Origin of the sequence: Oryzomicrobium sp., from assembly GCF_036820405.1 — a bacterium.
GTDB lineage: Bacteria > Pseudomonadota > Gammaproteobacteria > Burkholderiales > Rhodocyclaceae > Oryzomicrobium.
This window is the reverse complement of sequence record NZ_DAISLS010000004.1, coordinates 169969-191986: the sequence shown is the minus strand read 5'-3', so window position 1 is coordinate 191986 and position 22018 is coordinate 169969. Positions and strand designations below refer to the sequence as shown.

Annotated in this window: 20 protein-coding genes; 5 read left to right on the top strand and 15 right to left on the bottom strand. The window is 60.0% G+C overall.

Going from position 1 to position 22018, the window contains the following annotated elements:
- Positions 1-25 precede the first annotated feature (25 nt).
- Positions 26-418, bottom strand: a complete 393-nt coding sequence (locus tag V7Z98_RS05105) for a hypothetical protein (RefSeq protein ID WP_334157222.1) — start codon at positions 416-418, stop codon at positions 26-28.
- Between the two features lie 173 nt (positions 419-591).
- The gene (locus tag V7Z98_RS05100) at positions 592-966 is read right to left on the bottom strand and encodes a TIR domain-containing protein (protein ID WP_334157221.1); all 375 of its coding nucleotides are present in this window, start codon (positions 964-966) and stop codon (positions 592-594) included.
- A 428-nt stretch (positions 967-1394) separates the two neighbouring features.
- Between V7Z98_RS05100 and V7Z98_RS05095 the strand changes: the two genes are divergently transcribed.
- Positions 1395-2480 carry a toll/interleukin-1 receptor domain-containing protein gene (locus tag V7Z98_RS05095; RefSeq protein WP_334157220.1) on the top strand — a complete coding sequence of 362 codons (1086 nt, stop codon included), beginning with the start codon at positions 1395-1397 and terminating at the stop codon, positions 2478-2480.
- Positions 2481-2572: 92 nt separating this feature from the next.
- Here the strand turns inward: V7Z98_RS05095 and V7Z98_RS05090 are convergent, their stop codons facing one another.
- The 10 genes from V7Z98_RS05090 to V7Z98_RS05045 form a co-directional block, all read right to left on the bottom strand.
- Positions 2573-3154, bottom strand: coding sequence for a TIR domain-containing protein (locus V7Z98_RS05090; RefSeq protein ID WP_334157219.1), 582 nt, complete (start codon positions 3152-3154; stop codon positions 2573-2575).
- 74 nt (positions 3155-3228) lie between these two features.
- Complete coding sequence (locus V7Z98_RS05085; RefSeq protein WP_334157218.1) at positions 3229-3828, bottom strand: SLOG domain-containing protein; 600 nt, start codon at positions 3826-3828, stop codon at positions 3229-3231.
- On the bottom strand, positions 3829-4974 hold the full coding sequence (locus V7Z98_RS05080) for a toll/interleukin-1 receptor domain-containing protein (RefSeq protein WP_334157217.1): 1146 nt from the start codon (positions 4972-4974) through the stop codon (positions 3829-3831).
- 12 nt (positions 4975-4986) lie between these two features.
- Positions 4987-5499 carry a toll/interleukin-1 receptor domain-containing protein gene (locus tag V7Z98_RS05075; RefSeq protein ID WP_334157216.1) on the bottom strand — a complete coding sequence of 171 codons (513 nt, stop codon included), beginning with the start codon at positions 5497-5499 and terminating at the stop codon, positions 4987-4989.
- Positions 5500-5763: 264 nt separating this feature from the next.
- Complete coding sequence (locus tag V7Z98_RS05070) at positions 5764-6219, bottom strand: hypothetical protein (protein WP_334157215.1); 456 nt, start codon at positions 6217-6219, stop codon at positions 5764-5766.
- A 56-nt stretch (positions 6220-6275) separates the two neighbouring features.
- Positions 6276-8756 (bottom strand): hypothetical protein, encoded by a 2481-nt coding sequence (locus V7Z98_RS05065; protein WP_334157214.1) that lies wholly within the window; start codon positions 8754-8756, stop codon positions 6276-6278.
- Positions 8740-10278: a tyrosine-type recombinase/integrase gene (locus tag V7Z98_RS05060; protein WP_334157213.1), complete on the bottom strand. Its 1539-nt coding sequence runs from the start codon at positions 10276-10278 to the stop codon at positions 8740-8742. The genes V7Z98_RS05065 and V7Z98_RS05060 overlap by 17 nt, the downstream gene beginning before the upstream one ends.
- On the bottom strand, positions 10271-11617 hold the full coding sequence (locus V7Z98_RS05055) for a hypothetical protein (protein WP_334157212.1): 1347 nt from the start codon (positions 11615-11617) through the stop codon (positions 10271-10273). The genes V7Z98_RS05060 and V7Z98_RS05055 overlap by 8 nt, the downstream gene beginning before the upstream one ends.
- A 171-nt stretch (positions 11618-11788) precedes the next feature.
- Complete coding sequence (locus tag V7Z98_RS05050; protein ID WP_334157211.1) at positions 11789-11917, bottom strand: hypothetical protein; 129 nt, start codon at positions 11915-11917, stop codon at positions 11789-11791.
- A gap of 145 nt (positions 11918-12062) precedes the next feature.
- The gene (locus V7Z98_RS05045) at positions 12063-12464 is read right to left on the bottom strand and encodes a hypothetical protein (RefSeq protein WP_334157210.1); all 402 of its coding nucleotides are present in this window, start codon (positions 12462-12464) and stop codon (positions 12063-12065) included.
- A 120-nt stretch (positions 12465-12584) separates the two neighbouring features.
- Here V7Z98_RS05045 and V7Z98_RS05040 point away from each other — a divergent pair, with 120 nt between their 5' ends.
- The 4 genes from V7Z98_RS05040 (at position 12585) to V7Z98_RS05025 (ending at position 15983) form a co-directional block, all read left to right on the top strand.
- Complete coding sequence (locus V7Z98_RS05040) at positions 12585-13175, top strand: DOMON-like domain-containing protein (protein WP_334157209.1); 591 nt, start codon at positions 12585-12587, stop codon at positions 13173-13175.
- Between the two features lie 8 nt (positions 13176-13183).
- Entirely contained in the window at positions 13184-14410 is a 1227-nt protein-coding gene (locus tag V7Z98_RS05035; RefSeq protein ID WP_334157208.1) for an exo-beta-N-acetylmuramidase NamZ family protein, read from the top strand.
- Positions 14411-14423: 13 nt separating this feature from the next.
- Positions 14424-15164 (top strand): LuxR family transcriptional regulator, encoded by a 741-nt coding sequence (locus tag V7Z98_RS05030; RefSeq protein ID WP_334157207.1) that lies wholly within the window; start codon positions 14424-14426, stop codon positions 15162-15164.
- Positions 15165-15359: 195 nt separating this feature from the next.
- Complete coding sequence (locus V7Z98_RS05025; RefSeq protein WP_334157206.1) at positions 15360-15983, top strand: outer membrane beta-barrel protein; 624 nt, start codon at positions 15360-15362, stop codon at positions 15981-15983.
- A 79-nt stretch (positions 15984-16062) separates the two neighbouring features.
- On the opposite strand, the gene argC is transcribed toward V7Z98_RS05025, so the two are convergent.
- The 3 genes from argC to metH form a co-directional block, all read right to left on the bottom strand.
- On the bottom strand, positions 16063-17022 hold the full coding sequence (argC, locus tag V7Z98_RS05020) for an N-acetyl-gamma-glutamyl-phosphate reductase (RefSeq protein ID WP_334157205.1): 960 nt from the start codon (positions 17020-17022) through the stop codon (positions 16063-16065).
- 182 nt (positions 17023-17204) lie between these two features.
- Complete coding sequence (gene phbB / locus V7Z98_RS05015; protein ID WP_293260751.1) at positions 17205-17942, bottom strand: acetoacetyl-CoA reductase; 738 nt, start codon at positions 17940-17942, stop codon at positions 17205-17207.
- A gap of 209 nt (positions 17943-18151) precedes the next feature.
- A complete protein-coding gene (metH, locus tag V7Z98_RS05010) occupies positions 18152-21865 on the bottom strand; it encodes a methionine synthase (protein ID WP_334157204.1) in 3714 nt (1237 codons plus the stop codon).
- Positions 21866-22018: the final 153 nt, after the last annotated feature.

The following is a 22018-nucleotide window of genomic DNA, read 5'->3' as shown; positions in this document are numbered from 1 at the left end:
GCCAATATCAGTTGCCGCTTTCTCGTCAAAGCAACGTGCTGTTCTTGTGAGTAGCGAAATTGCCTGATGCGAGTATCGGTTGCAAGAAAGCGGCATATTCCTCTTGCGTATCAAAAAGCTGAATTTCGCATTGAGGATTTGCAATACCACCGCTCAGGCGCAGAATCATTTGGCCCTCTCCAGATTCCACGATTCGCCTTGCTCTTGGACCAAATTGCTTGTGGTTGATCATGAAACCCAAAGCACAAAGCCCCAGTACAGCCCCCACCTGTGCCTTATTAGCTGTCAGCAGAGGCTCTTCTGGGACATCAGACAATAGCATCATGATCGCGCCGAGGGCGCGTGCATCGTCTTCTTGGCTAGAATAAATCTCGTCGGCTTTTCGTACCGCATCCTTGCGGTGCTTCGTCGAGATCACATTTGAGTGATAGAGGTCACCGCAAACCGTTAGTTGATGCGTCCCCCCTCCAAGTTGAACCTTTGGATATATAGGTCTCGGTCGGTTCTGCATAAATATTTATTCTCGCTTTTTGTTATATACCCAGCTATTGGCAAAGGGATTTTGCCGAAGCTTCAGCCCCCAGCCGATTCTTAAGAGAGCAACTTCTTGAGGTTGTCCCAGTTCCAGGCATAGAGACGGCCCGCGTCCGGTACCGGCGTGTAATCACCATCCCGATAGCCAATGATCTGAACAATCTTGACACCAGCTTTGCGAGCCATTGCAACCTCTTTTAGCACGCCCTGAGCCCTATGGGTCTTGGCCCCAACCATGACGAGGACAATTTCTGCTCGAGAGATTGCTGCCCCCGCCTTTTTTTCCCAGTCCCGCTCCGGCGCTGCTTCCTTCAGAGAGTGGTCGATAATTTCAAATGGTGAGTCATTATTCCTCGACTGACCAATGATGAAGTCCTTTAAGGCTCGATCATTGTCGAAGTCAAAACTCACAAACACCCTTTTTTTTGCCATCGTTTCATCCTTTAGCAAGGATCTTGCGGCAGGCCCTGCGACGAGGCCTAAGAGGATTCCCGCTCCAGGCAATATTGCATGCCCTATAGCGGCACCAATACCAGCGGCGAGGAGCCCCCCTGGCGAAACATGATTGCGATGGACGACACAAAAGTCTCCGTCGACCGCATTGTTGAGGCACCGCCTGCCCGATTTCGTAGGTGCTGCACACCGCTTCATTGCACTTCGTTGTACTCGAGTAGTTTAAGAAGGCCACACGATTGACATCATATGCCAGACGTATGCCTATGTCTCGTGTCCAGGTACGATTTGCAGCGGCGAGTAGGACATGGCCTTACATCGCTGGTTGTGCGCCTGTAACCTTTCACTGTGACCGTATGCAGAGTGGGAGCTAAACTAGCGGTCTCCCTCAACCTACTGCTCTACATATGGCTTTCTACCTGCCGGGAAAAGTCCCTAGTTACTTGATTCGACTAAGTCATAACTACGCAACAGATAGCAGCAACGCCCAACTGAAGTCTGTCCTCGACTCGGCAAGAGTATTTGTGGCCGAGGGAGTTGATTATGACAACTACAATGGCGGCATGGACGGGCACGGCGTTATCCTGTTCCTTCCCTTGGAGATACTGGGTCCGATTACCCCTCAGGATCAGAAGCGACTCGTAGATAGGCTTTCCACTGATCTCAGAGCTGTTGCCGGAAATGCTCCGGGTGAATTCCTCTCGTACATCCAATTCGAGCTGAACGACGATAACGACGAGTCGTTTAAGAAATCATTCCCAATCTCTAGACGACCACAACTGGCTCCCGACTCATTGAATATCTGGAAGCCGGACATGATCCGTGTGTTTGTGACTCATCGAGACCAATATAAAGCGACGGCTCGGGAACTAGCAGATGCCCTTGAGCCTTTCGGGTTCACCTGTTTTGTTGCACACGACACTATCACGCCAATGGCTGAATGGCGGTTGGAGATCATGAAAGGTCTCCAGACGATGGACATTCTGCTCGTCTTTCTGACTGACGACTTTCACGACAGTATATGGACCGATCAGGAAGTCGGCTTTGCTCTTGGGGATGCAAAACCAGTTATTCCAGTGAAGCTAGGCACGAAAGATCCTCAGGGGTTCATCAGCCACCTTCAGGCCTTAAATGGCGCGATAGACGACCCCAAGGGTACCGCTGAGCTCTTGGTTCCAGTGCTCGCTGATGCGGCGAAATCGAAAGACCGAATACAAACTGCCGTAGTCCGGGCGTTTACTGAGTCGCCAGATTGGGGAGAGACAACCAAGCGGTTCAATCGAATGAAGAAATTAATTGAAGTTCTAACGGATAAAGAACTTCAAATGATCGTTGATGCCTATGCCAAAAATGATCAGCTCCATGGGGCTAGTTACTTAAACAACAACCATGCGCGCTTAAAGAATTTCCTCGCCAACGCCACCGGCAAGACCTTCCGAATTGAAGGAAACAAGGTGGTTTCTGAGAAAAACGAAGAAAAAATCCCGTTCTGACTTAGCACCGGCTCAAGTCAGCCCCGGAAATCGCTGACTTGAGGGGCGTGCATATTCAGCAGTCCTCGCAACCTGCCGCCATCTACCCAATCTCAGTTTCCAACCCAGTTGGCGAAATTGTTGTAGCCATCCTCATCAACCCAAGAGTAAATCTTGTAGCCCAGTTCCGATAGCTTGATTGCTGTACCCCAACGGTTTTTTGGCGCCGTGGTCTCCAATTTCCACCCCGGTGCATCCGCATATTCGATCCACTTACCTGCCGAATACTCAAGAATCTCAAGGCTTGTCCCATCTTTAGAGTAGTGGAATGCCAAGTAATCGAAGGGATTCTTGCCGTTGGTCTTTACTTTTTCATCTTTGCCTTTGATGCCGTTGATATGCACAGCAAAAACGCGATTCCCGCGTTGAATGCTCTTGATGATTTCGTACCGTACCCACCGTCGCGCATAGGTATCGCTGCCTACCAGTACGCAAGTCGCCGTCGTTCCTTCGACTCCGCCATTAATTAGGCGTTTAAGAGCGAGGTCCCCCTTTTTCTGGGCCTCCTCCCAAATGGATGCGTCGAAATAACCGGCCTCTTCTCGGTCTTTGGTCACCCAATGATTACGAACCACATTGGCACGAAAATCGATCACATCTTGGTAATGAAAGCTGAAGAACACGCGCTTCGCCATCTGTTACTCCCCTTGCCGGAAAACGGTTGCCGCTACAACCGACGGATTATTGATTTGATTGAACGAGGCTGCCCTCAGCCAAATGCAGTTCTCGGCTCATTGGGCGCAATGCTCAGAGCGTCGTGGAACATGCGGGAAAAATCCACATCCTCCATCTTCTCGACACCGACCCCGAGCTTGGCAGCCAAGTCGCGCGCAGCACCGCCCGGCGCAGCAACCGATAGAACCTCCGCTTTGGGATGGTATCTGACAAACAAATCGTGCTCCGCGGCAATCCCTTCCATGCCGCCGATAAAGACCGCCGCCGACAGATCATCCCGGGAGAGCATGGCTTGCCGCATCCGGAGAAGGCTTGCGTCCCTATCGCCCGGAACATGGTCAATGTATTGCACGTTGCCGAAACGCTTGTTCTCTTCCGGAAAGACGTCCTGAAAGAACGTGCTCTGATATAAGACAACGGCACGGCCATAATCCACACCCAGATCCTCACAGGCTGCCCAGACCATTGGTGTAATCGCGGGATGGCCGCCCCAGACGATGAGTCGCCGACCCAGCGCGGCTGTGATCAGTTCGCGCACGGCGAACTGAATCAGGAAGGGATCGGCACTTTGGTAGTAGGTCCCGCGCCCCGGCACCGGCACACTTGCCGATAGAAAAATCGCACCCATTGCCATCTAGACCTCCCAATCCGCCAAGGCCCAAGCGACCTCATGGGCTTTCACATAGCGACCAGCTTGAATATGAGTGCCCAGCCACGACAGATGGTTCAGCCAATCAGGATGCAGCCCGACTTCGTCGTAGACCACCGCGACCGACGAATCCGGTGCCCGATCGACCGCTTCATGGAGAGTAAGCGAGGTGGGTACACCCACGGTGGGACAGACGACCACCGCCTTGCCATCAGCCAGGTTAGCGAACACGGCCTTATGTTGCCCAACCCCCGACACGTTGCCGCCGATCTGCTCAATCGCCTGGCTGATGCGACTAAACAGGCTCAACCCCCTGACCGCATGACTTTGGCTGCGCAGCGCTTCAATTTGGAAACAGATACGGGCCACCACGTCATCGGTCAACCGCCCGGTCCCAGCATCAATGTCCGAAACGTCGAGGTCTAAGCGGCTTGCTGTCGAGATCCGAGCGGAAGCCGTCGAGTTGGGCCAACCGACACGCAGTACAGAGATGCCCTTGGCTAAGGCACGGCCAAATTCCGCGCTCGTCCACCGGCTTTCGAAATAACCCGGCGTATCAAGCATCACCAGCACGTCGGAGTCGCACAAGCGATGCCACAACATGGCCTGAAAATCCTCCGCGGGGCCAATACCATGCGTATCCAGGAAAACATCGAAGTGACGTGCTGACAAGACATCGAACAACTGCAGCGCGGCTTCGCGCGATTCGTTGCGGCGATAGCTGACGAAAACGCGTCGCTGGCGTGGTAGGAGGCCCGTGCACTCAAGTAAAGCCGTGGCAACCCGCTGCGGCCCATCCTCCTGGTAGGCCAAGCAGTTCAATGACCGCAATATCTCAGGAATTTCCGTATGAACCCGGCTATAGGTTGAGGCGACAGGCACAATCGGAATCCCATGCCGCAAGATGGGCTTAAGCCCTTCATCCGAGACGCCTTCGGCCCCAAAAAATACAACGCTTGCGGCAATTCGTTGCGATGGTTCAAAGCTGGTGACGCGGGTGGACCAAGCCACCTCTTTACCCAAGGTCAATCCAAAAGGTTCGATCCCCTTCAGGAGATGCTGTTCCACCTCTCGAACTTGATCGTCCGAGGGCAACCCCATGAGTGCCAATTCATAAAGCACGGTCGACATATAGTCTCCACGTCAAAGATTTCTGACCCAGACCCCACCTCTGCTCTGGCCGGGGCTCCATACGCCTAAACCGCCCTGATCCGCTTGATCAATGCGCCGATAGAGCTGTAAATATTCACTGCCGTACCATACCCCAGAGCGGTCAGTGGTCGGGATGATCAAAATTTGGTCGATATGTTTCTTTCCATTCGCATACCCAATTTCCCAGGGGCACCAACGCGACCTTACTGAATTAGGCGTGGCCAAGAAAATGAAATATTTGAGCTCGACAACCTTCTGCTGGATACGCAGCGCAGTCTCGCGGTCTGGCGTAGCGGGCATGGAGGCATCTTCCCAATCGACATACACATCCCATCCTTCGTTGGCGAGCATATTAATAATGCCCTTTACCAAGTCTGCATCTTCATGACTATGGCAGAGAAAGGCTGTGGCCAGATTGGACGCTTTTGCCTCTTGTAACGTCCGTGGCGCGGCCCTTTTTACTAGACCTGTTGCGGAACGAATGGCATCTATAGAAATCGGCACGCTTGTAGGATCACTCGGGTGTGGATTACCGCAATTATATGCCGGATAGCTGGCGACACATGTGGTTCACTGCATCCTTGCCTGATAGCCGTCATAGCTTTATTCCTTAAACAATCGGACTCCGATCAACAACCAAGGAGCCCGAGCAAATCTCGATGGGGAGACAGAAATTTATTGATTGGCAATAATTATTGCCAATCAATAATTAACAATAATTTTCAGTAGACCACTCTTCGGTTCCTTGACGGTCCTAAGTTCATTTACTCAATCACCGTCATTAGCAGGCGTTGGCTTGGCAGCCTGTTTCCGGGCATTCCGCTTTTGCGTCAGTTCATCAACCTGCACCATATTCGTGGCAAAGCGCTCGATCATTTGGCGCAAGTCACGGGGCGTATTCAAAAAGGCATCCAGCTCGTCGATTTTCTGCGCCCTGACCTTCTCCAGCTCATCGCTCTTGGCGACGAGCTTCGCCTCAAGCTCTGTGATTCGATTGAGCAGGAACGAGCGCTGTGCGTTCCTATACTTGGGCCGTGCGTCGTTCTGCATTCGACGCTGGACAGTCTTGGCCTCGCTAAACGTCTCCGCAATGATCTTGCGGCCATTCCATTCCTTCTGCCCGAGCATCTGCCGATTGAAGCCATGGCCAAAGCGCTTCTTTGAGTGGGCGATGACGCTTTCCCAGGTGACGGGAATCCCGCTGTCCGGGAACAGTTCGATCATCTTTGCAATTTTGCGAGCGAGTTCTTCTGTAAGGATTTCCGGGCGTCCTGCCATAGTCAGTCTTCCTCGTCGTTATCTGCAGCGACTAGGTGCCGCTCGTCCGTGATGTTATCCGGCGTAGGTGCGAACTGTGGATACTTGCTGACCAGCGCCTGCTCGTCGCGGGCCACCTGCTCCCGCCCACCGTGCTCACCAAGAGCCACCTCCATCAGTGGTTCCGAATGGCGCGTTGGGTTGTGATACTTGAAGAGCGCACCGCTCAACTTGGTCGTGTCGTCGAGTATCTTGACGCTCTCACGGGCGACGAAGCCTTGCTCTAGCAAATTCGCCAAGCGCCGGTCTTTGAGTAGGCGATTAGCTTCTTGAAAGTTGTCGATCAACTCGTTAGCAAGCTGCTCAATCCCCAAGGGACTTAGCCCTTTCTCCACCAGCGTCAGCATGTGCTCACCGAGCATAGCCGGATCGTCTGCGACGTTCCGGTTGTAGGTAAGGGCAAGATTTTCTAAATGGTAAACGATGATGCTGAACAACCTCTTGTTGTCGTTCCGCACAGCTTCGTTGGTCGGGATATGGCCTTTCTGCTGAACTGCCTCGTCGCAGGTAAGACATGACGCCGACAGTTCGTTGCTGTAGTTCCGGCAGGGCTTCTCGTGGTGCTGGTGAAGGCAGATGCCGTACTTTTGCGGGTAGATAATGATGATTCCGCGACTGGTTCTGGCGACAGGCCGATCTTCAACGGCCTGAATGACAGCATCCAGCGAAGTCACAGCAACACCCGCATCGTGCGCCGTCACGATAGTGGTCTGAAGGCTGAACTGTTCCTCCAGCTTCTCCACGGCAGCCAGTCCGTTCGACAAATCAGCGAGTTCGGTAAGCTTCTCGGCCTTGGGCATCGATGCCGCTGCCGCTATAGCCTCTGCAGATCGGAAGTCATAAGCTTTGAGTTGGGATAGCTTGGATCGATTGGCCCACTTATTGATCAGTACGTCGGAGAGTTTTTCGCCATAAGTGAGAGCCATGGTCGTGAGCCAGCGGCGCGGATCGTGAGTATCCATCTCAGCGATTCGGATCACGCCATCGACCGGCATGGTGATCTTGAGTTTCTCGAAGAGCGAGAGTCTTTGGCGTGCTCTTCTTTGGCTCTCAGTTACCTTGAAGCAGGACTTGATCGTATAGTAAGTCGTGGTACTGGGCAAAAAGGCCGGCAACTCGTCATCGTCAAATAAAAACAGCATCTTCGCCAAGTCGCCCTGATAGGGATTTCGACTTGTCACGCGCCGACAGCGATTCAGAGCCTCTCGAACTTTCTTGAGGAGCAGGGCCTCAACGTCCACCCAAGGAAGGTAGTCGATATTTTTCCAGCGCGCCACTCCACGCCCCTCTGTCACCGACACAAAGACTGGGTTGGGCGCCTTGAACTGGCAATCTCGCAGTTCCTTGAAGTAGTTATTCGCTGATTGGATGCAGCCACCATCCGGCAGATTTGCATCGAGTCTGATGATTCGCCCAAGATTTCTCCTGCTAACGGCCTGGCCTCGCAGGTGTTCCAATTCTGGCGGCAGATACAGGATATCTGGGTGCTGCTGATACCACTCCACGAGCATACGCGAACGTTTTCCGTGGCTCTTGATGATATCGGTGGCGAAATAGAACGCATCGATCATGAAGGAAAGGACAGGCTTTGGACTCCACTGCGCCCCCTTGCTTCCCTTCATGGTAATAATTAGCATCTGGTGAGCGCGGTGCGTCCCATCTAGTTCACCGATTGTATTTTGCGCATAGTCTTCGACCGCTACGTGGTCGTCGATGCTCATGCAAAGGGGTTCATTCATACGAGATGGAGCACACAGCAAAATCACCCCTGCACTGAGCGCCACTCGATCCCGTGCCGACAGTTCCGGCGCACCTTCCACCATTTTGTTGAAAGCTTGGTTGAAGGCCTCCATGCAACGGTCAAGTCGTTCACCCTTGCCTTCGCATTTTTTTGCGCTATGGACATCGCGGACCTTGGAGAGTTCGGCCATCGTCGAAGCATATGCTCTCCATCCGAGCATGGGGAGCACCCCGTTGCGGGAGAGTTGGGTCATAAATTGCGACAACATAATCAACTGGCCCCGCATAGCGTTCGCAGACTGAGGATTCGCTTTGCCATGCGCTAGCAGACGCTCCTCCAAGCGGCGCAGGTCGTCAAGCGCGAGGTCAAAGAATCGATGGGGCGAGTCCTTGGATAACTGGCGGAATGCGGCAACCGGCTCATGAAGTTGTTTGGGTTTTCCGGCAATGACCATTTCCGCCACGAGACAGCGCAGGGCGTCGCCGTAACAGATGTCCTTTTCAGAGAAGTCGGCCATCGGTGCGGTGAAGTACCAGTCCAATTGTTCTGTCTGGTAAAGCGTTCGGAGTGGCCAAGCGTTCTCAAGGAAGTCAATTTTTGGGAAGCGCAAGCTCATCCGACGTTCGCACTCCGCAAGCCACCTATCCAGCGCAGTTCGCATGAGGATCGGATCGAGGGCAATTGGCTCAAGGCGCTTGTTCATGCTTGACTCCTGCCTGAAGGACCTGGCGGTATCGGTCGGCGGCGTTCATAACGAGGATGATCTTGTTCTTGGCGCTCCTTGCACGATCCACCATGTGCTGGAAAGGCTTCCCACGCTTGCTCATGTCCTCAATTTCCTTCTCAACGACGCGGAGGTTGATCCCATGGTCGGCATCCCAGCAGGGGATAAAGCGAACGCATCCGTAACACACGATGGGCGCGTTGGCGCAAGCAATACTTCTGCCGCACTCCCCGGCGATTTCGAGTTTTCTTGTGTCCTGATTCCATGACTGAATCTGCTTTTCTGGGAGAGCCTGATCGTCACAGGAACAGAAGTTGATGAGGGCAGGAAGGTGCTCGGCGAAGGCCGGGCGCATGACCTCTGAGAAATCTTCCATCAGACCGTTGAACGCTATATCCACGTACGCTCTGCACACCATATCGCTGGCGTGTTTCAGGACTGCTTGAAGGGTCTTGGCTGATGCACCGGTCTGCGCAAGCAGCGTGCCTACCGTGTGGCGCAAAACATTGCTCCCCAGCGTGAATTTGTCGCCATTGAAATGCCGTTTTTTTATCGCCGTGGGGTAAGAGTTTCCAAATGCGGCTCCTGATTCAAACATCCCAAAGTGTTCATTGGCGTATTCTGATTGCCATTGCAAATGACCTTTCGCCAGTCTCCTGGCTGGGAAAAGAGCTAGCTTCTTGATGTCTTTTTGTGCAACAAGATGCCCGTAGTTTTCGATGACATGCTGGCGCTGTTTTGTCAGTAGGACACCCAAATGCTCATTGATGCCGAAGGTGACTTTGCTGGGATACTCCTCACCGGTCTTGGAGGTCACAATATCGATGAAATATTGACTGGAGGTAGTGACGGTCAGGTCGCCCACCCGGATTTGTCGATAGGAGTTGGGGCGAACAAACACTGCAAAGGCGAGGTGAACAAAGCTGTAATGGCCGATTTCCATCGTCCCATCCGCATAGGCGGCGTCACAAACATCGAGGATATAGGTGGCTGCAGAGCGAGTGAGTGCCTTACCGAGAATGTTGTCGATCGTCTGACCGTGAAGTCCTTTCTTGTTTGTGAGCGTCGGGAAGTCACTAACCTCCAATCCTTTCGCGAAAAGCAGTGAATGCGGGTTATTGGAGAAGGCCGTCCTCAGGTATTTCAATTGAAGCGCCGTGAAGTTGTTTTTCTCGGCTGCGAGGCACAACAGAAAGCCTTCATCGATTACCGTGACCTTCATTTCAAAGAGTCTATGGGCAATAATCTTGGCAAGGAGATTTTGTAGGTTTAACTGCTCAGTCCGGATCGAAGCAAGTTTCACGCGATTGCATCGCTCCATCAGGTGCTCCTTTAGATGGCACAGAAATTCTTCGGTAAAACCTTTCTTCAGTTCAGTGAAGTCAATCGTGATGGTTTTGGACACCCGACGGTCGCGAGCCCCGACCTCCTGGGTCATCGTAAAGATGAACGGTTCGCCCCCCTCCCATTCGACGACCGTCTTGCCGATTGTTCTATACACGTGCGGACTCCCTTTGTTGTTTGAGCGCCGCCGCCTCATCGACCAAGCGTTGGTTGAAGTCCATCAGGACCACGCTGGCGTTATCGGATAGTGCTCGCGCAGCGTAGAGCTCTGGCATGTTGGAACCTGGCACCCAACCGAAGCGAAGCTTCATCAGGTCTTTGACCGTGTCAGGTACGTCCTTGTAGTCATGTGGCCGCGTGATACCAGCTTTTTCGGCGTACTCGATGCACTTCTGGCTCAGAAAGAAGCTTGCAGCGCTGTGTCGCAGTACATATCCGTAAAAGTCGTACTGCTCCTGCTTCTGGAAATAGGGATCGTCCCCAATATCCAGCAACCCGAGCGCCGCAAGTCGCTTTCCGAGCTTACTGAACATTTCGGTGATGGTTCCGCGATGCTGGATCGGCTCGCCTTTGTCAGACAGAAAGAGAAACCCTTTGCTGCGATTGGTTAACCGCTTCATGAGCACTGCGTCACGCTCAGACTCAATGTAGTCATTGACGGCGCGCACCGTGAACGGCCAGAGCGTAATCATCGTTTCGCTGGCGCTATTGATTTGCGTGCTGGCCCCCAATTTGAGTTTGGGTGTCTTGGTGGAAATGCGCTCTCTCCGCTTTGCCCTGTTGTCCCTGATCGCGAGCATCTCTGCATTCGCCCGGAAGTCGGTAACCGCGATGTTGCCGAGTGTTCCGGGACGCAAGCCTTCGCAAGCAAGTAGAACCATTGCTCGATCCCTCAAGAGAGTGCGCGAGGATTTTCCGGCAGCAGTTTGAAACAGGTCATGCGGGCGTACAAAAACGGCCTCAATAATCGAAAGATATTTGTCCGTGGGCAAGCTCTTGATGGCGAGGTGATGGCTCTGCTTCGTGCCACGAATGGTTCGGCGCAATTGCTCCCCGAGCTTGTCATATTCGTGCTTAAGTTGCTCCTGAGCAGTGAAGGATCGAATGTTTGGCTCAAGAAAGACTTCACGGTAGATGTCGAGGTAGCTAGCAATGTGATGCAGGCGCTTTCGGGCAGTATTGGGCTCAACGGCACCAGGTAACTCGCTCGGGGCTTTGCCGGCTTTTGCACTAGCCAGGAAGAGCACTTTCTTGTCTCCCATTGCCTCCACTTCCGGCAAAGGTCGGTAGCACAATTCAGCGAGCTTCTTAGCCTCGTCATAGGTGAGGCAGCGCCCCTCCTGGGCTCGAAAGACCAACTCGATCTGATGAGCAGCGCAGAATCGATAGAAAATTCGAAGAGATTGCGCCACCAACTCGCGGGTGTGCGGATTGGTGAACTCGTTTGTCAGGAATTTCGAGAACGGGTAGTGAATCGACCCGTCGTCGTGCAGCAAGACATAGTTCCTTCTGGCAAAAACCTGTTCCATTTCTTTACCATTTCACCAATTTCCGAAACCATTTTATTTTCGATTCAAAAAAATGCAAATATTTTATGCCTGCATCAAACTAAACAACCTATTTGTATCGCTATTGATGATTAATTTACATTTACACCACAAATTCCGTCATACCATCTCGCAGTAGGTGCACTGGTTCCACGAGCAGCCGTCGGTGACGGGCAGGATCAGGGATTCCGCCTCGCTGGGGGGACGGAACACGGGCTCGACGTAACGGAGGGGGAAGGCGGCGGACATGGGGGCGGCGGCAACGATGCGACGACGCCGGGCGGGGCGGGCGCCCGGCCCGGCACAAACGTCGATTTTAGGGGAAGCGCCGCCCCGGGCCTAATCCGGCCGGACGGGGTGGCGGCACAGGCCGTGGGACGCCCCGCGCCAGCCCTCAGTTCGCCCAGCGCAGCACCAGCCGACCGCCACCCTTGGGCGTCAGGCTGACGGTCTGGGTTTCGCGCTTGCCGGCGTAGGTGGCCTGGACCGTGTAGCGACCGGCCTGGGTGACGTCCACCTGGCCGATGGGGCCGCAGGTGGGGTCGCTGGCGAAGGCGCCCTTGGGGCCACCGATCTGGATCTGGACCCCGGACAGGTAGGCGCCGCCCGGCCCGGCGAAGAGGATGGTCAGGGCGTGGTTGTGGGCGTCCGCCAGCATGGGGGCCGATTCCTCGGCGCCCACGCCGCCGCACACCAGGGCCACCTCCGGTGCCTTGGCCGGGGCCGCCTGCGTCACCTGTACCGCCTGGGCGGTCAGGCCGAGCAGGGCGGCAGCCATCAGGATCGGGATTCGCATCGCGCGCTCCTTTCTCGAACGATCAGGGGAAATCTCTTCTAGGCATAGACGATCCCGGCGGCTTTCACCACCGGTGGTCTGGGTCCGGGCCGGGGAACGGGGCTAGAATCCGCCTCAGCCATGACCGCCACTCCCGCCACGCCCCCCTGCTCCACGCCCGCCGAACCCCGCACCGCCGTTCTGGCGCCCCATCCCGACTTTCCCGCGCCTTCGGTCGATGGCATTACCGTGACCGTGGCCGCCGCCCCGGCAGGCGGACTGCGCCTGGACTACCGGCTGACCGGCGACCTGGCGGCGTTGCGGGTGCCCACCGCCGCATCCCCGGTGGAGCCGGACCGACTGTGGGCCCACACCTGCTTCGAGGTCTTTCTCACCCGGGGCGAGGGGCTGGCCTACCGGGAATACAACTTCTCGCCCTCGGGCCAGTGGGCCGGCTACGGCTTCGCCGCCTACCGGCAGCGCAACGCCGCCATCCTGCCGGCGCCGGTCTGCGACTGGCGTGCCTTTCCCGGTGAGTTGGCGCTCACCGTGACCCTGCCGGCCGAGGCCCTGCCCACGGGCGACGGCCCCCTGCGCCTAGCCCTGACCACCGTGGTGGAGCTGGCCGACGGTGCCCCCGGCACCCTGTCCTATTGGGCCTTGGCCCACCCGGCCGGCAAGCCCGACTTTCATCACCGGGACGGTTTCGTCCTGGCCCTGCCCGACCTGTAGGAAGCCCCATGATCCAGTTTGGCCTCGACCGCCTGCTTGCCGATCCCGCCCTGCGCCGCCCCCTGGCGGGCAAGCGGGTCGCCCTCCTCGCCCACCCGGCCTCCGTCACCCGGGACCTGACCCATTCCCTGGACGCCCTGGCGGCCCTGCCCGATCTCAATATCACCGCCGCCTTCGGCCCCCAGCACGGCCTGCGCGGCGACAAGCAGGACAACATGGTGGAGTCCCCGGACTACGTGGACCCCCTGCACGGCATCCCCGTCTTCAGCCTCTACGACGAGGTGCGCCGGCCCACGGACGCCATGATGGACAGCTTCGACGTGCTGCTGGTCGATCTCCAGGACCTGGGCTGCCGCATCTACACCTTCATCACCACCCTGCGCTACGTGCTGGAAGCCGCCGCCAAGCACGGCAAGAGCGTCTGGGTACTGGACCGCCCCAACCCCGCCGGCCGCCCAGTGGAGGGCCTGCTGCTGCGCCAGGGTTGGGAGAGCTTCGTCGGCGCCGGGCCGCTGCCCATGCGCCACGGCCTGACCATGGGCGAGCTGGCCCGCTGGTTCATCGCCACCCTCAAGCTGGACGTGGATTGCCAGGTGGTCACCATGGCCGGCTGGCAGCCCGAGGCCGCCCCCGGTTACGGCTGGCCCCTGGGGGAGCGCAGTTGGGTGAACCCCAGCCCTAACGCCCCCAACCTCTCCATGGCCCGGGCCTACGCCGGCACCGTCATGCTCGAAGGCACCACCCTGTCCGAAGGCCGGGGCACGACGCGGCCCCTGGAACTGTTCGGCGCCCCGGACATCGACGCCCGGGCCATCATCGCCGAGATGCGCGCCCTGGCCCCGGAGTGGTTGCAGGGCTGCGTGTTGCGGGACTGCTGGTTCGAACCCACCTTCCACAAGCACGCCGGCAAGCTCTGCCACGGCGTGCAGATCCACGTCGAAGACGCGGCCCATTACGACCACGGCGTCTTCAAGCCCTGGCGCCTGCAAACCCTGGCCTTCAAGGCCCTGCGCCGCTTGCAGCCGGAGTATCCGATCTGGCGCGATTTCCCCTACGAATACGAGCGGGACCGCTTGGCCATCGACCTGATCAACGGCAGCCCGCTGCTGCGGGAATGGGTGGACGCCCCCGCCGCCACCCCGGCCGACTTCGAGGCCCTGGTGCGGCCGGACGAGGCGGCCTGGGAGGTCGAACGGGCGCCCTTCCTGCTCTACGGCGACGCTTCCTGCATCTGACCCTCCCGCCAGCATGGACGACGATCACACTGCGGCGCTCGCGCAGCTGGAGGGGCTGCTGACCGTCCCGACCCTGGGCGATCTGGAAACCCGCCTGCGCACCCTGGTGGCAAGCCGAGGCTTCGACCATTTCGCCTGCGGCGTGCTCAACCTGGCGCCCAAACCGGCGGAACCCGCCATCCGCATGCTCAACGCCTACCCGGCCGAGTGGCAGGCTCGCTACGACGCCAACAACTACCTGGCCTACGATCCGGTCATCACCCACACCATCCGCCAGCGCAAGGCTGTGCCCATCGTGTGGCCCGAGGTGGACGCCCTGGACGATCCGATGCAGCGCCGCATCTTTGCCGAGGCGGCCGACGCGGGCCTGCGCAGCGGGGTGACGGTGAGCACCCAGGGACAGCGTCAGATCGGCGTGTTGAGCCTGGCCAACGACCGCACCCCGGCCCGCAGCCGGGGCGACATCCTCAACGCCCTGGGCTTTGCCCAGTTGCTCGCCTGCTACGTCCAGGAAGCCTGGGGCAAGCTGACCGACAGCCAGGGCACCTACGTCACGGTCAGCCTGACGACCCGGGAACGGGAATGCCTGCACTGGGCTGCCGTGGGCAAGACCTCCTGGGAAATCGCCCAGATTCTCAAGATCGCCGAACGGACCGTGGTCTACCACATCGGCCTCGCCGTGGAAAAACTCCAGGTCACCAACCGGCGCCAGGCCGTGGCCCGGGCCATCGCCCTGGGGCTGGTCTCGCCGTGAGGCGGCCTCCTGCCTCTCCCACGCCTCCCCTCCCGCTTTTCCCCCTTGCCCCCGTTGTAAGTTATTGCAGTTGAGGGCCACCGCCCCTGCCGGCGAGAATCCGCCGCCTGACCACGCCCGCCGCTGGGAAAGCCCGTTCCCTGCGCGCGGCGGTGTCGCCCCTTCACTGCTTTCCAACCCCGACGCATCGACACCATGAACAATACGATCAAGACAGCCTGCGCCGCTGCCCTCCTGACCATGGCCACCGCCGCCCTGGCCGCCCCCGAGGGCACCGGCCTGTACCTCACCGCCTCCCTGGGCCAGGCGCACACCACCCTGGACACCAAGAACACCGAGCACGCCACCATCATCACCGGCGATTCCACCGACAAGCTCGGCTACAGCCTGGGCGTCGGCTACCGCTTCAACACCTACGTCGGCGTCGAAGCGTCCTACGTCAACTTCGGCAAGCCCAGCTACAACCTGGTGCGCGGCACCACCGGCGAAACCAGCCGGCTGACCGTCAAGAACGAAGCCTTCGTCCTGGCCGCCCAGGGCTACCTGCCGCTCAACGACGCCTTCACCCTGACCGGCAAGGCCGGCGTCGCCTTCGTGCACACCAAGCTCAACCGCACCAGCGATTCTCCCGACGACGCCTACCAGGGCAAGGACAACCAGACCCACCCCACCTTCGGCATCGGCGCCTTGTACAAGCTCACCCAGGCCGTCAGCCTGCGCGTGAACGCCGACTGGTACCCGAAGATCACCAAGAGCAACGACGAGGCCACCGACACCAACGCCCGCATGCTCAGCGCCGGCGTGCAGTACAAGTTCTGACGGTCTCAGCCCCGTAAATGGAAACGGCCGGACTGGTTCGCCAGTCCGGCCGTTTCTTTTGTCGCTCGGGATCGAGCGCTTACGCCGCCAACCCGGTCGTCTCATCCACCCCGAGCATGATGTTCATGCACTGGATGGCGGCGCCGGAGGCGCCCTTGCCCAGGTTGTCGAAGCGGGAGGCAAGCAGGATCTGGTCGCCGTGGCCGAAGACGAAGATTTCCGCCCGGTTGGTGTCGTTGCAGGCGGTGGCCGGCAGGAAGCCGTTGTCGAGCACCGGTGCGGCATCCAGGGGCATCACCTTGACGAATACCTCGCCGGCGTAGAACTCGCTGTAGAAGGCCTGGACGTCGGCCGGGGTGACGGCCTTGGGCAGCATGCGCGGCAGCAGGGGCGCCGCCACCACCATGCCCTGGGCGAAGTTGCCGACGATGGGCGTAAACAAGGGCTGGTGCGCCAGGCCGGTCTGCATCTGCATTTCCGGCAGGTGCTTGTGGGTGAGGCCCAGGGCGTAGAAGCGCGGGCTCTTCATGGCTTCGGGCAGGGTCGCCGGCTCTTCATAGCTGGCGATCATTTCCTTGCCGCCGCCGCTGTAGCCGGTGATGGAGTAGGTGCTGACCGGGTAGTCCTTGGGCACGATGCCGGCGGCCACCAGGGGGGCCATGAGCATGATGAAGCCGCTGGCGTGGCAGCCGGGCACGGCCACTTTCTGGGCGTTCTTGACGCGCTCGCGCTGGCCGCCGTTGAGTTCGGGCAGGCCGTACACCCAGTCCGGGTGGGTGCGGTGGGCGGTGGAGGCGTCGAGGAAGCGGGTCTTGGTGTTGCCCGGCTTGAGCAGGGCCACGGATTCCCGGGAGGCCGCGTCGGGCAGGCAGAGGAACACCACGTCGGCGCTGTTGATGTACTCGGCCTTGACCGCCGGGTCCTTGCGCTGGGCCTCGGGGATGGTGAGGATTTCGATTTCCGGGCGGATCGACAGCCGTTCGTCGATCTTGAGACCGGTGGTGCCGTGGCGGCCGTCGATGAATACCTTGAAAGTCATGGGCTGTCCGTGTGCTGCGGGTGGGGTGGAATCGTCAAACCATTATTGTAGGCGGCCCGCGCCATTTTGATGACGGCTTTGCGGCAACCGGGCAAAAAGAACGGGCCGGCCCGCCCCGGAAGGGACGGCCACCGGCCCGGTGGTGGATGGCAAACGGTGAAGATGCCGTGTCCCGGTGAGCCTTAACCCATGTGCAGGCCGCCATTGACCGAGAAGTCGGCACCGGTGGCGTAGCCCCCCTCGGCCGAAGCCAGCCAGGCCACCATGGAGGCGATCTCGGTCGGCTCGCCCAGGCGCTTCACCGGCACCGTGGCGACGATCTTTTCCAGCACCTCGGGGCGGATGGCGCGGACCATGTCGGTGCCGATGTAGCCGGGGCTGACCGTGTTCACCGTCACCCCCTTACCCGCCACTTCCTGGGCCAGGGCCATGGTGAAGCCGTGGATGCCGGCCTTGGCGGTGGAGTAGTTCACCTGGCCGAACTGGCCCTTCTGGCCGTTCACCGACGAGATGTTGATGATGCGACCGTAGTTGGCCTCGATCATGTCGTCGATGACCTGCTTGGTGACGTTGAACAGGCTGTCCAGGTTGGTGGACAGCACCGCGTCCCAGTCGGCCTTGCTCATCTTGCGGAACTGGCCGTCCTTGGTGATGCCGGCATTGTTCACCAGCACCGCCACCGGCCCGTGCTCGGCCTTGACCTTGGCGAAGGCTTCCACCGTGGACTCCCAGTCGCCGACGTTGCCGGCGCTGGCGTAAAAGGTGAAGCCGAGAGCCTTCTGTTCTTCCAGCCACTGCCGGGGGTCCCGGGTCGGACCGCAGCCGGCGATGACCTTGAACCCATCCTTGTGCAGCCGCTGGCAGATGGCGGTACCGATGCCGCCCATTCCCCCCGTGACGTATGCCAGTTTTTGACTCATTTCAGCCTCCTCGTTCTTCTGGACCCGGCAGGCGTCGATGCAATGGCCCCCACCGGTGGAATTAGCCCGGCGGCACCCCATGGGTGGCGCCATGGCAAAACCATTATGTCACCAGGGGAAAAGCGGTTGTCTGGCAGTGCAGCAAAAACGGGAGGCCGTCCTGGCGCGGCATGGGCCGCCGCGCCAGGACCGGGAAGGAGCGCCGGCGCTCAGAGGAGCGGGGCCAGCCAGCGGGCAGCTTCGTCCACGCTGAAACCGGCACGCCGGGCCCAGTCTTCGAGCTGGTCGCGGCCGATCTTGCTCACGGCGAAGTAGTGGGCGTCCGGATGGGCCAGGTAGAAGCCGGAAACGGCTGCTGCCGGGGTCATGGCGTAGGACTCGGTGAGGCCCATGTCGGCATTGCGGGGAGCGTCGAGCAGCGCGAACAGGCCGCCCTTGGCGGTGTGGTCCGGGCAGGCCGGGTAGCCGGGTGCCGGGCGGATGCCCTTGTATTCCTCGCGCACCAGCTGCTCGTTGGACAGGACCTCGTCGCTGGCGTAGCCCCAGTACTCCTTGCGCACCCGCTCGTGCAGCCATTCGGCGCAGGCCTCGGCGAGGCGGTCGGCCAGGGACTTGAGCATGATGGCGTGGTAGTCGTCGTGGGCGGCCTCGAACTCGGCCAGCTTGGCCTCGATGCCCAGGCCGGCGGTGACGGCGAAGGCCCCGGCGTAGTCCTTGATGCCGCTCGCCTGAGGCGCGACGAAGTCGGACAGACACTGCTGCGGCTTGCCGTCCGGACGCTCCTGCTGCTGGCGCAGGCCGTGCCAGGTAAACACCGGCGCTGCGCGGGTTTCGTCGGCGTAGAAGGCGATGTCGTCCCCCAGCGCATTGGCCGGGAACAGGCCGAACACGGCGTGGGCGGTGAGCCACTTCTCGGCGACGATCTTTTCCAGCATGGCCTGGCCGTCGGCGTACACCTGGCGGGCGGTCTCGCCCACCACGGCGTCGTCGAGAATCTTGGGGAAGGCGCCGGCCAGGTCCCAGGTCTGGAAGAAGGGGCCCCAGTCGATGTACTTGGCCAGGGTGGCCAGGTCCACGTCGCGCAGGGCGGTGACACCGAGCTTCTTGGGCACCACCGGGGCGTAGTCGAGCTTGATCGGATTGGCCCGGGCGGCCTCCAGGGACACCAGGGGGATGCCCTTCTTCTTGCCGTGCAGTTCGCGCAGCTTTTCGTACTCGGCCGCCACCTGGGCCTGGTAGTCGGCGGACTGGGTTTCCGAGAGCAGGCTGGTGACCACGCCCACGGCCCGGGAGGCGTCCGGCACGTACACCACCGGCTTGCTGTAGTTGGGGGCGATCTTGATGGCAGTGTGGGCCCGGCTGGTGGTGGCGCCGCCGATCAGCAGCGGCACGGCGAAGCCCTGGCGCTCCATCTCGGCGGCGACGTGGCTCATTTCTTCGAGGGACGGGGTGATCAGGCCGGACAGGCCGATGGCCTGGGCGCCGTGCTCCTTGGCGGCGTGCAGGATCTTGTCGGCGGGCACCATGACGCCCAGGTCCACCACCTCGTAGCCGTTGCAGCCGAGCACCACGCCGACGATGTTCTTGCCGATGTCGTGCACGTCGCCCTTGACCGTGGCGATGACGATCTTGCCCTTGGAGGAGGCGCCGGTGCGGGCCTTCTCTTCTTCGATGTAGGGGATCAGGTGGGCCACGGCCTGCTTCATCACCCGGGCGGATTTGACCACCTGGGGCAGGAACATCTTGCCGGCGCCGAACAAGTCGCCCACGGTGTTCATGCCGTTCATCAGCGGCCCTTCGATCACCGCCAGGGGCGGCTTGCCGGCAGCGGCCAGGGCGGCGCGCACTTCCTCGGTGTCGGCCACCACGAAGTCGGTGATGCCCTTGATCAGGGCGTGCTCCAGGCGCTTTTCCACGGGCAGGGTGCGCCAGGTCAGGTCCGGCCCGGTGTCCTTGGCCTTGCCTTCCTTCACCGTCTGGGCGAACTCCACCAGGGCCTCACCAGCGCCCGGGTGGCGGTTCAAGACCACGTCTTCCACCTTCTGCCGCAGTTCCGGCGCCAGGTCGTCGTACACGCCGAGCATGCCGGCGTTGACGATGCCCATGGTCATACCGGCCTGGATGGCGTGGTAGAGGAACACGGTGTGGATCGCCTCGCGCACCGGGTCGTTGCCGCGGAAGCTGAACGAGACGTTGGAAACACCGCCGGAAATCTGCGCGTAGGGCAGGTTCTGGCGAATCCAGCGGGTGGCGTTGATGAAATCCACCGCGTAGTTGTCGTGTTCTTCGATGCCCGTGGCGATGGCGAAGATGTTCGGGTCGAAGATGATGTCCTGGGCCGGGAAGCCAATGCTCACCAGCAGGTCGTAGGCCCGCTTGCAGATCTCGATCTTGCGGGCGTAGGTGTCGGCCTGGCCCGTCTCGTCGAAGGCCATGACGATGACGGCGGCCCCGTAGCGGCGGGCCAGCTTGGCCTGCTCCAGGAATTTCTCCACCCCTTCCTTCATGGAGATGGAGTTGACGATGCCCTTGCCCTGGATGCACTTGAGGCCGGCCTCGATCACCTCCCACTTGGAGGAGTCGAGCATGATCGGCACCCGGGAAATATCCGGCTCCGAGGCGATCAGCTTGAGGAATTTCTCCATGGCTGCCACGGAGTCCAGCATGGCCTCGTCCATGTTGATGTCGATCACCTGGGCGCCGTTCTCCACCTGCTGGCGGGCCACCGCCAGGGCGTCGTCGAAACGGCCTTCCAGGATCATGCGGGCGAAGGCTTTCGAGCCGGTGACGTTGGTGCGCTCGCCGACGTTCACGTACAGGCTGTCGGGGCCGACGTTGAACGGCTCCAGACCGGACAGGCGCAACTGGGGCGCGATGGCGGGGACGGCGCGGGGGGCAAGGCTGCCCACCGCCTTGGCGATGGCGGCGATGTGGTCCGGGCTGGTGCCGCAGCAGCCGCCGACGATGTTCACGAAGCCATGCCTGGCCCAGTCGGCGATCTCCTCGGCCAGCTGTTCCGGGGTCTCGTCGTAGCCGCCGAAGGCGTTGGGCAGGCCGGCGTTGGGGTGGGCCGAGACGAAGCAGTCGCACACCCGGGACAGCTCTTCCACGTACTGGCGCAGCTCCTTGGCCCCCAGGGCGCAGTTGAGGCCGAAGGACAAGGGCCGGGAATGGGACAGGGAGTTCCAGAAGGCCTCGGCGGTCTGGCCCGACAGGGTGCGGCCGGAAGCGTCGGTGATGGTGCCGGAAATCATCACCGGCCAGCGTCGGCCGACGCTGTCGAAGAACTGTTCGATGGCGAACAGGGCGGCCTTGGCGTTGAGGGTGTCGAACACCGTCTCCACCAGCAGGATGTCGGCGCCGCCGTCGGTGAGGCCGCGCACGGCCTCGGTGTAGCTTTCCACCAGTTCGTCGAAGGTGACGTTGCGGTAGCCCGGGTCGTTCACGTCCGGCGAGATCGAGGCGGTGCGCGAGGTGGGGCCCACCACCCCGGCGACGAAGCGCGGCTTGGCCGGATTGGTGGCGGTGTATTCGTCCGCCACCTGGCGCGCCAGGCGGGCGCCGGCCACGTTCAGCTCGTAGACGATGGCTTCCAGACCGTAGTCGGCCTGGGACAGGGACGTGGCGTTGAAGGTGTTGGTTTCCAGGATGTCGGCGCCGGCCGCCAGGTACTCGGCGTGGATGCCGCGGATCACCTCGGGCTTGGTCAAGAGCAGCAGGTCGTTGTTGCCCTTCAAGTCCTTGGGATGGTCGCGGAAGCGCTCGCCCCGGTAGTCGGCCTCGCCCAGGCTGTGGCGCTGGATCATGGTGCCCATGGCGCCGTCGAGCACCAGGATGCGCTGCTGCATCAGGGCGGTCAGCTCGGCGGTGCGGTCGGGCTGGAGGGCGGGGGCGAACAGGGAGGCGGCGTGGGGCGCGGACATGGAGGCTCCAAAAGCAAAAACCCGCTCAGCGTGGCGGCGAGCGGGTTGGCACGTCGCTTTAGCGGTATTTGTAACGCGCCCGCAAGCTGAGCTCAAATCGGCGCAAAGGCAGGAGGGTAGGGGGCCAGGCCGCCCCTGTCAAGGGCGGGCCGC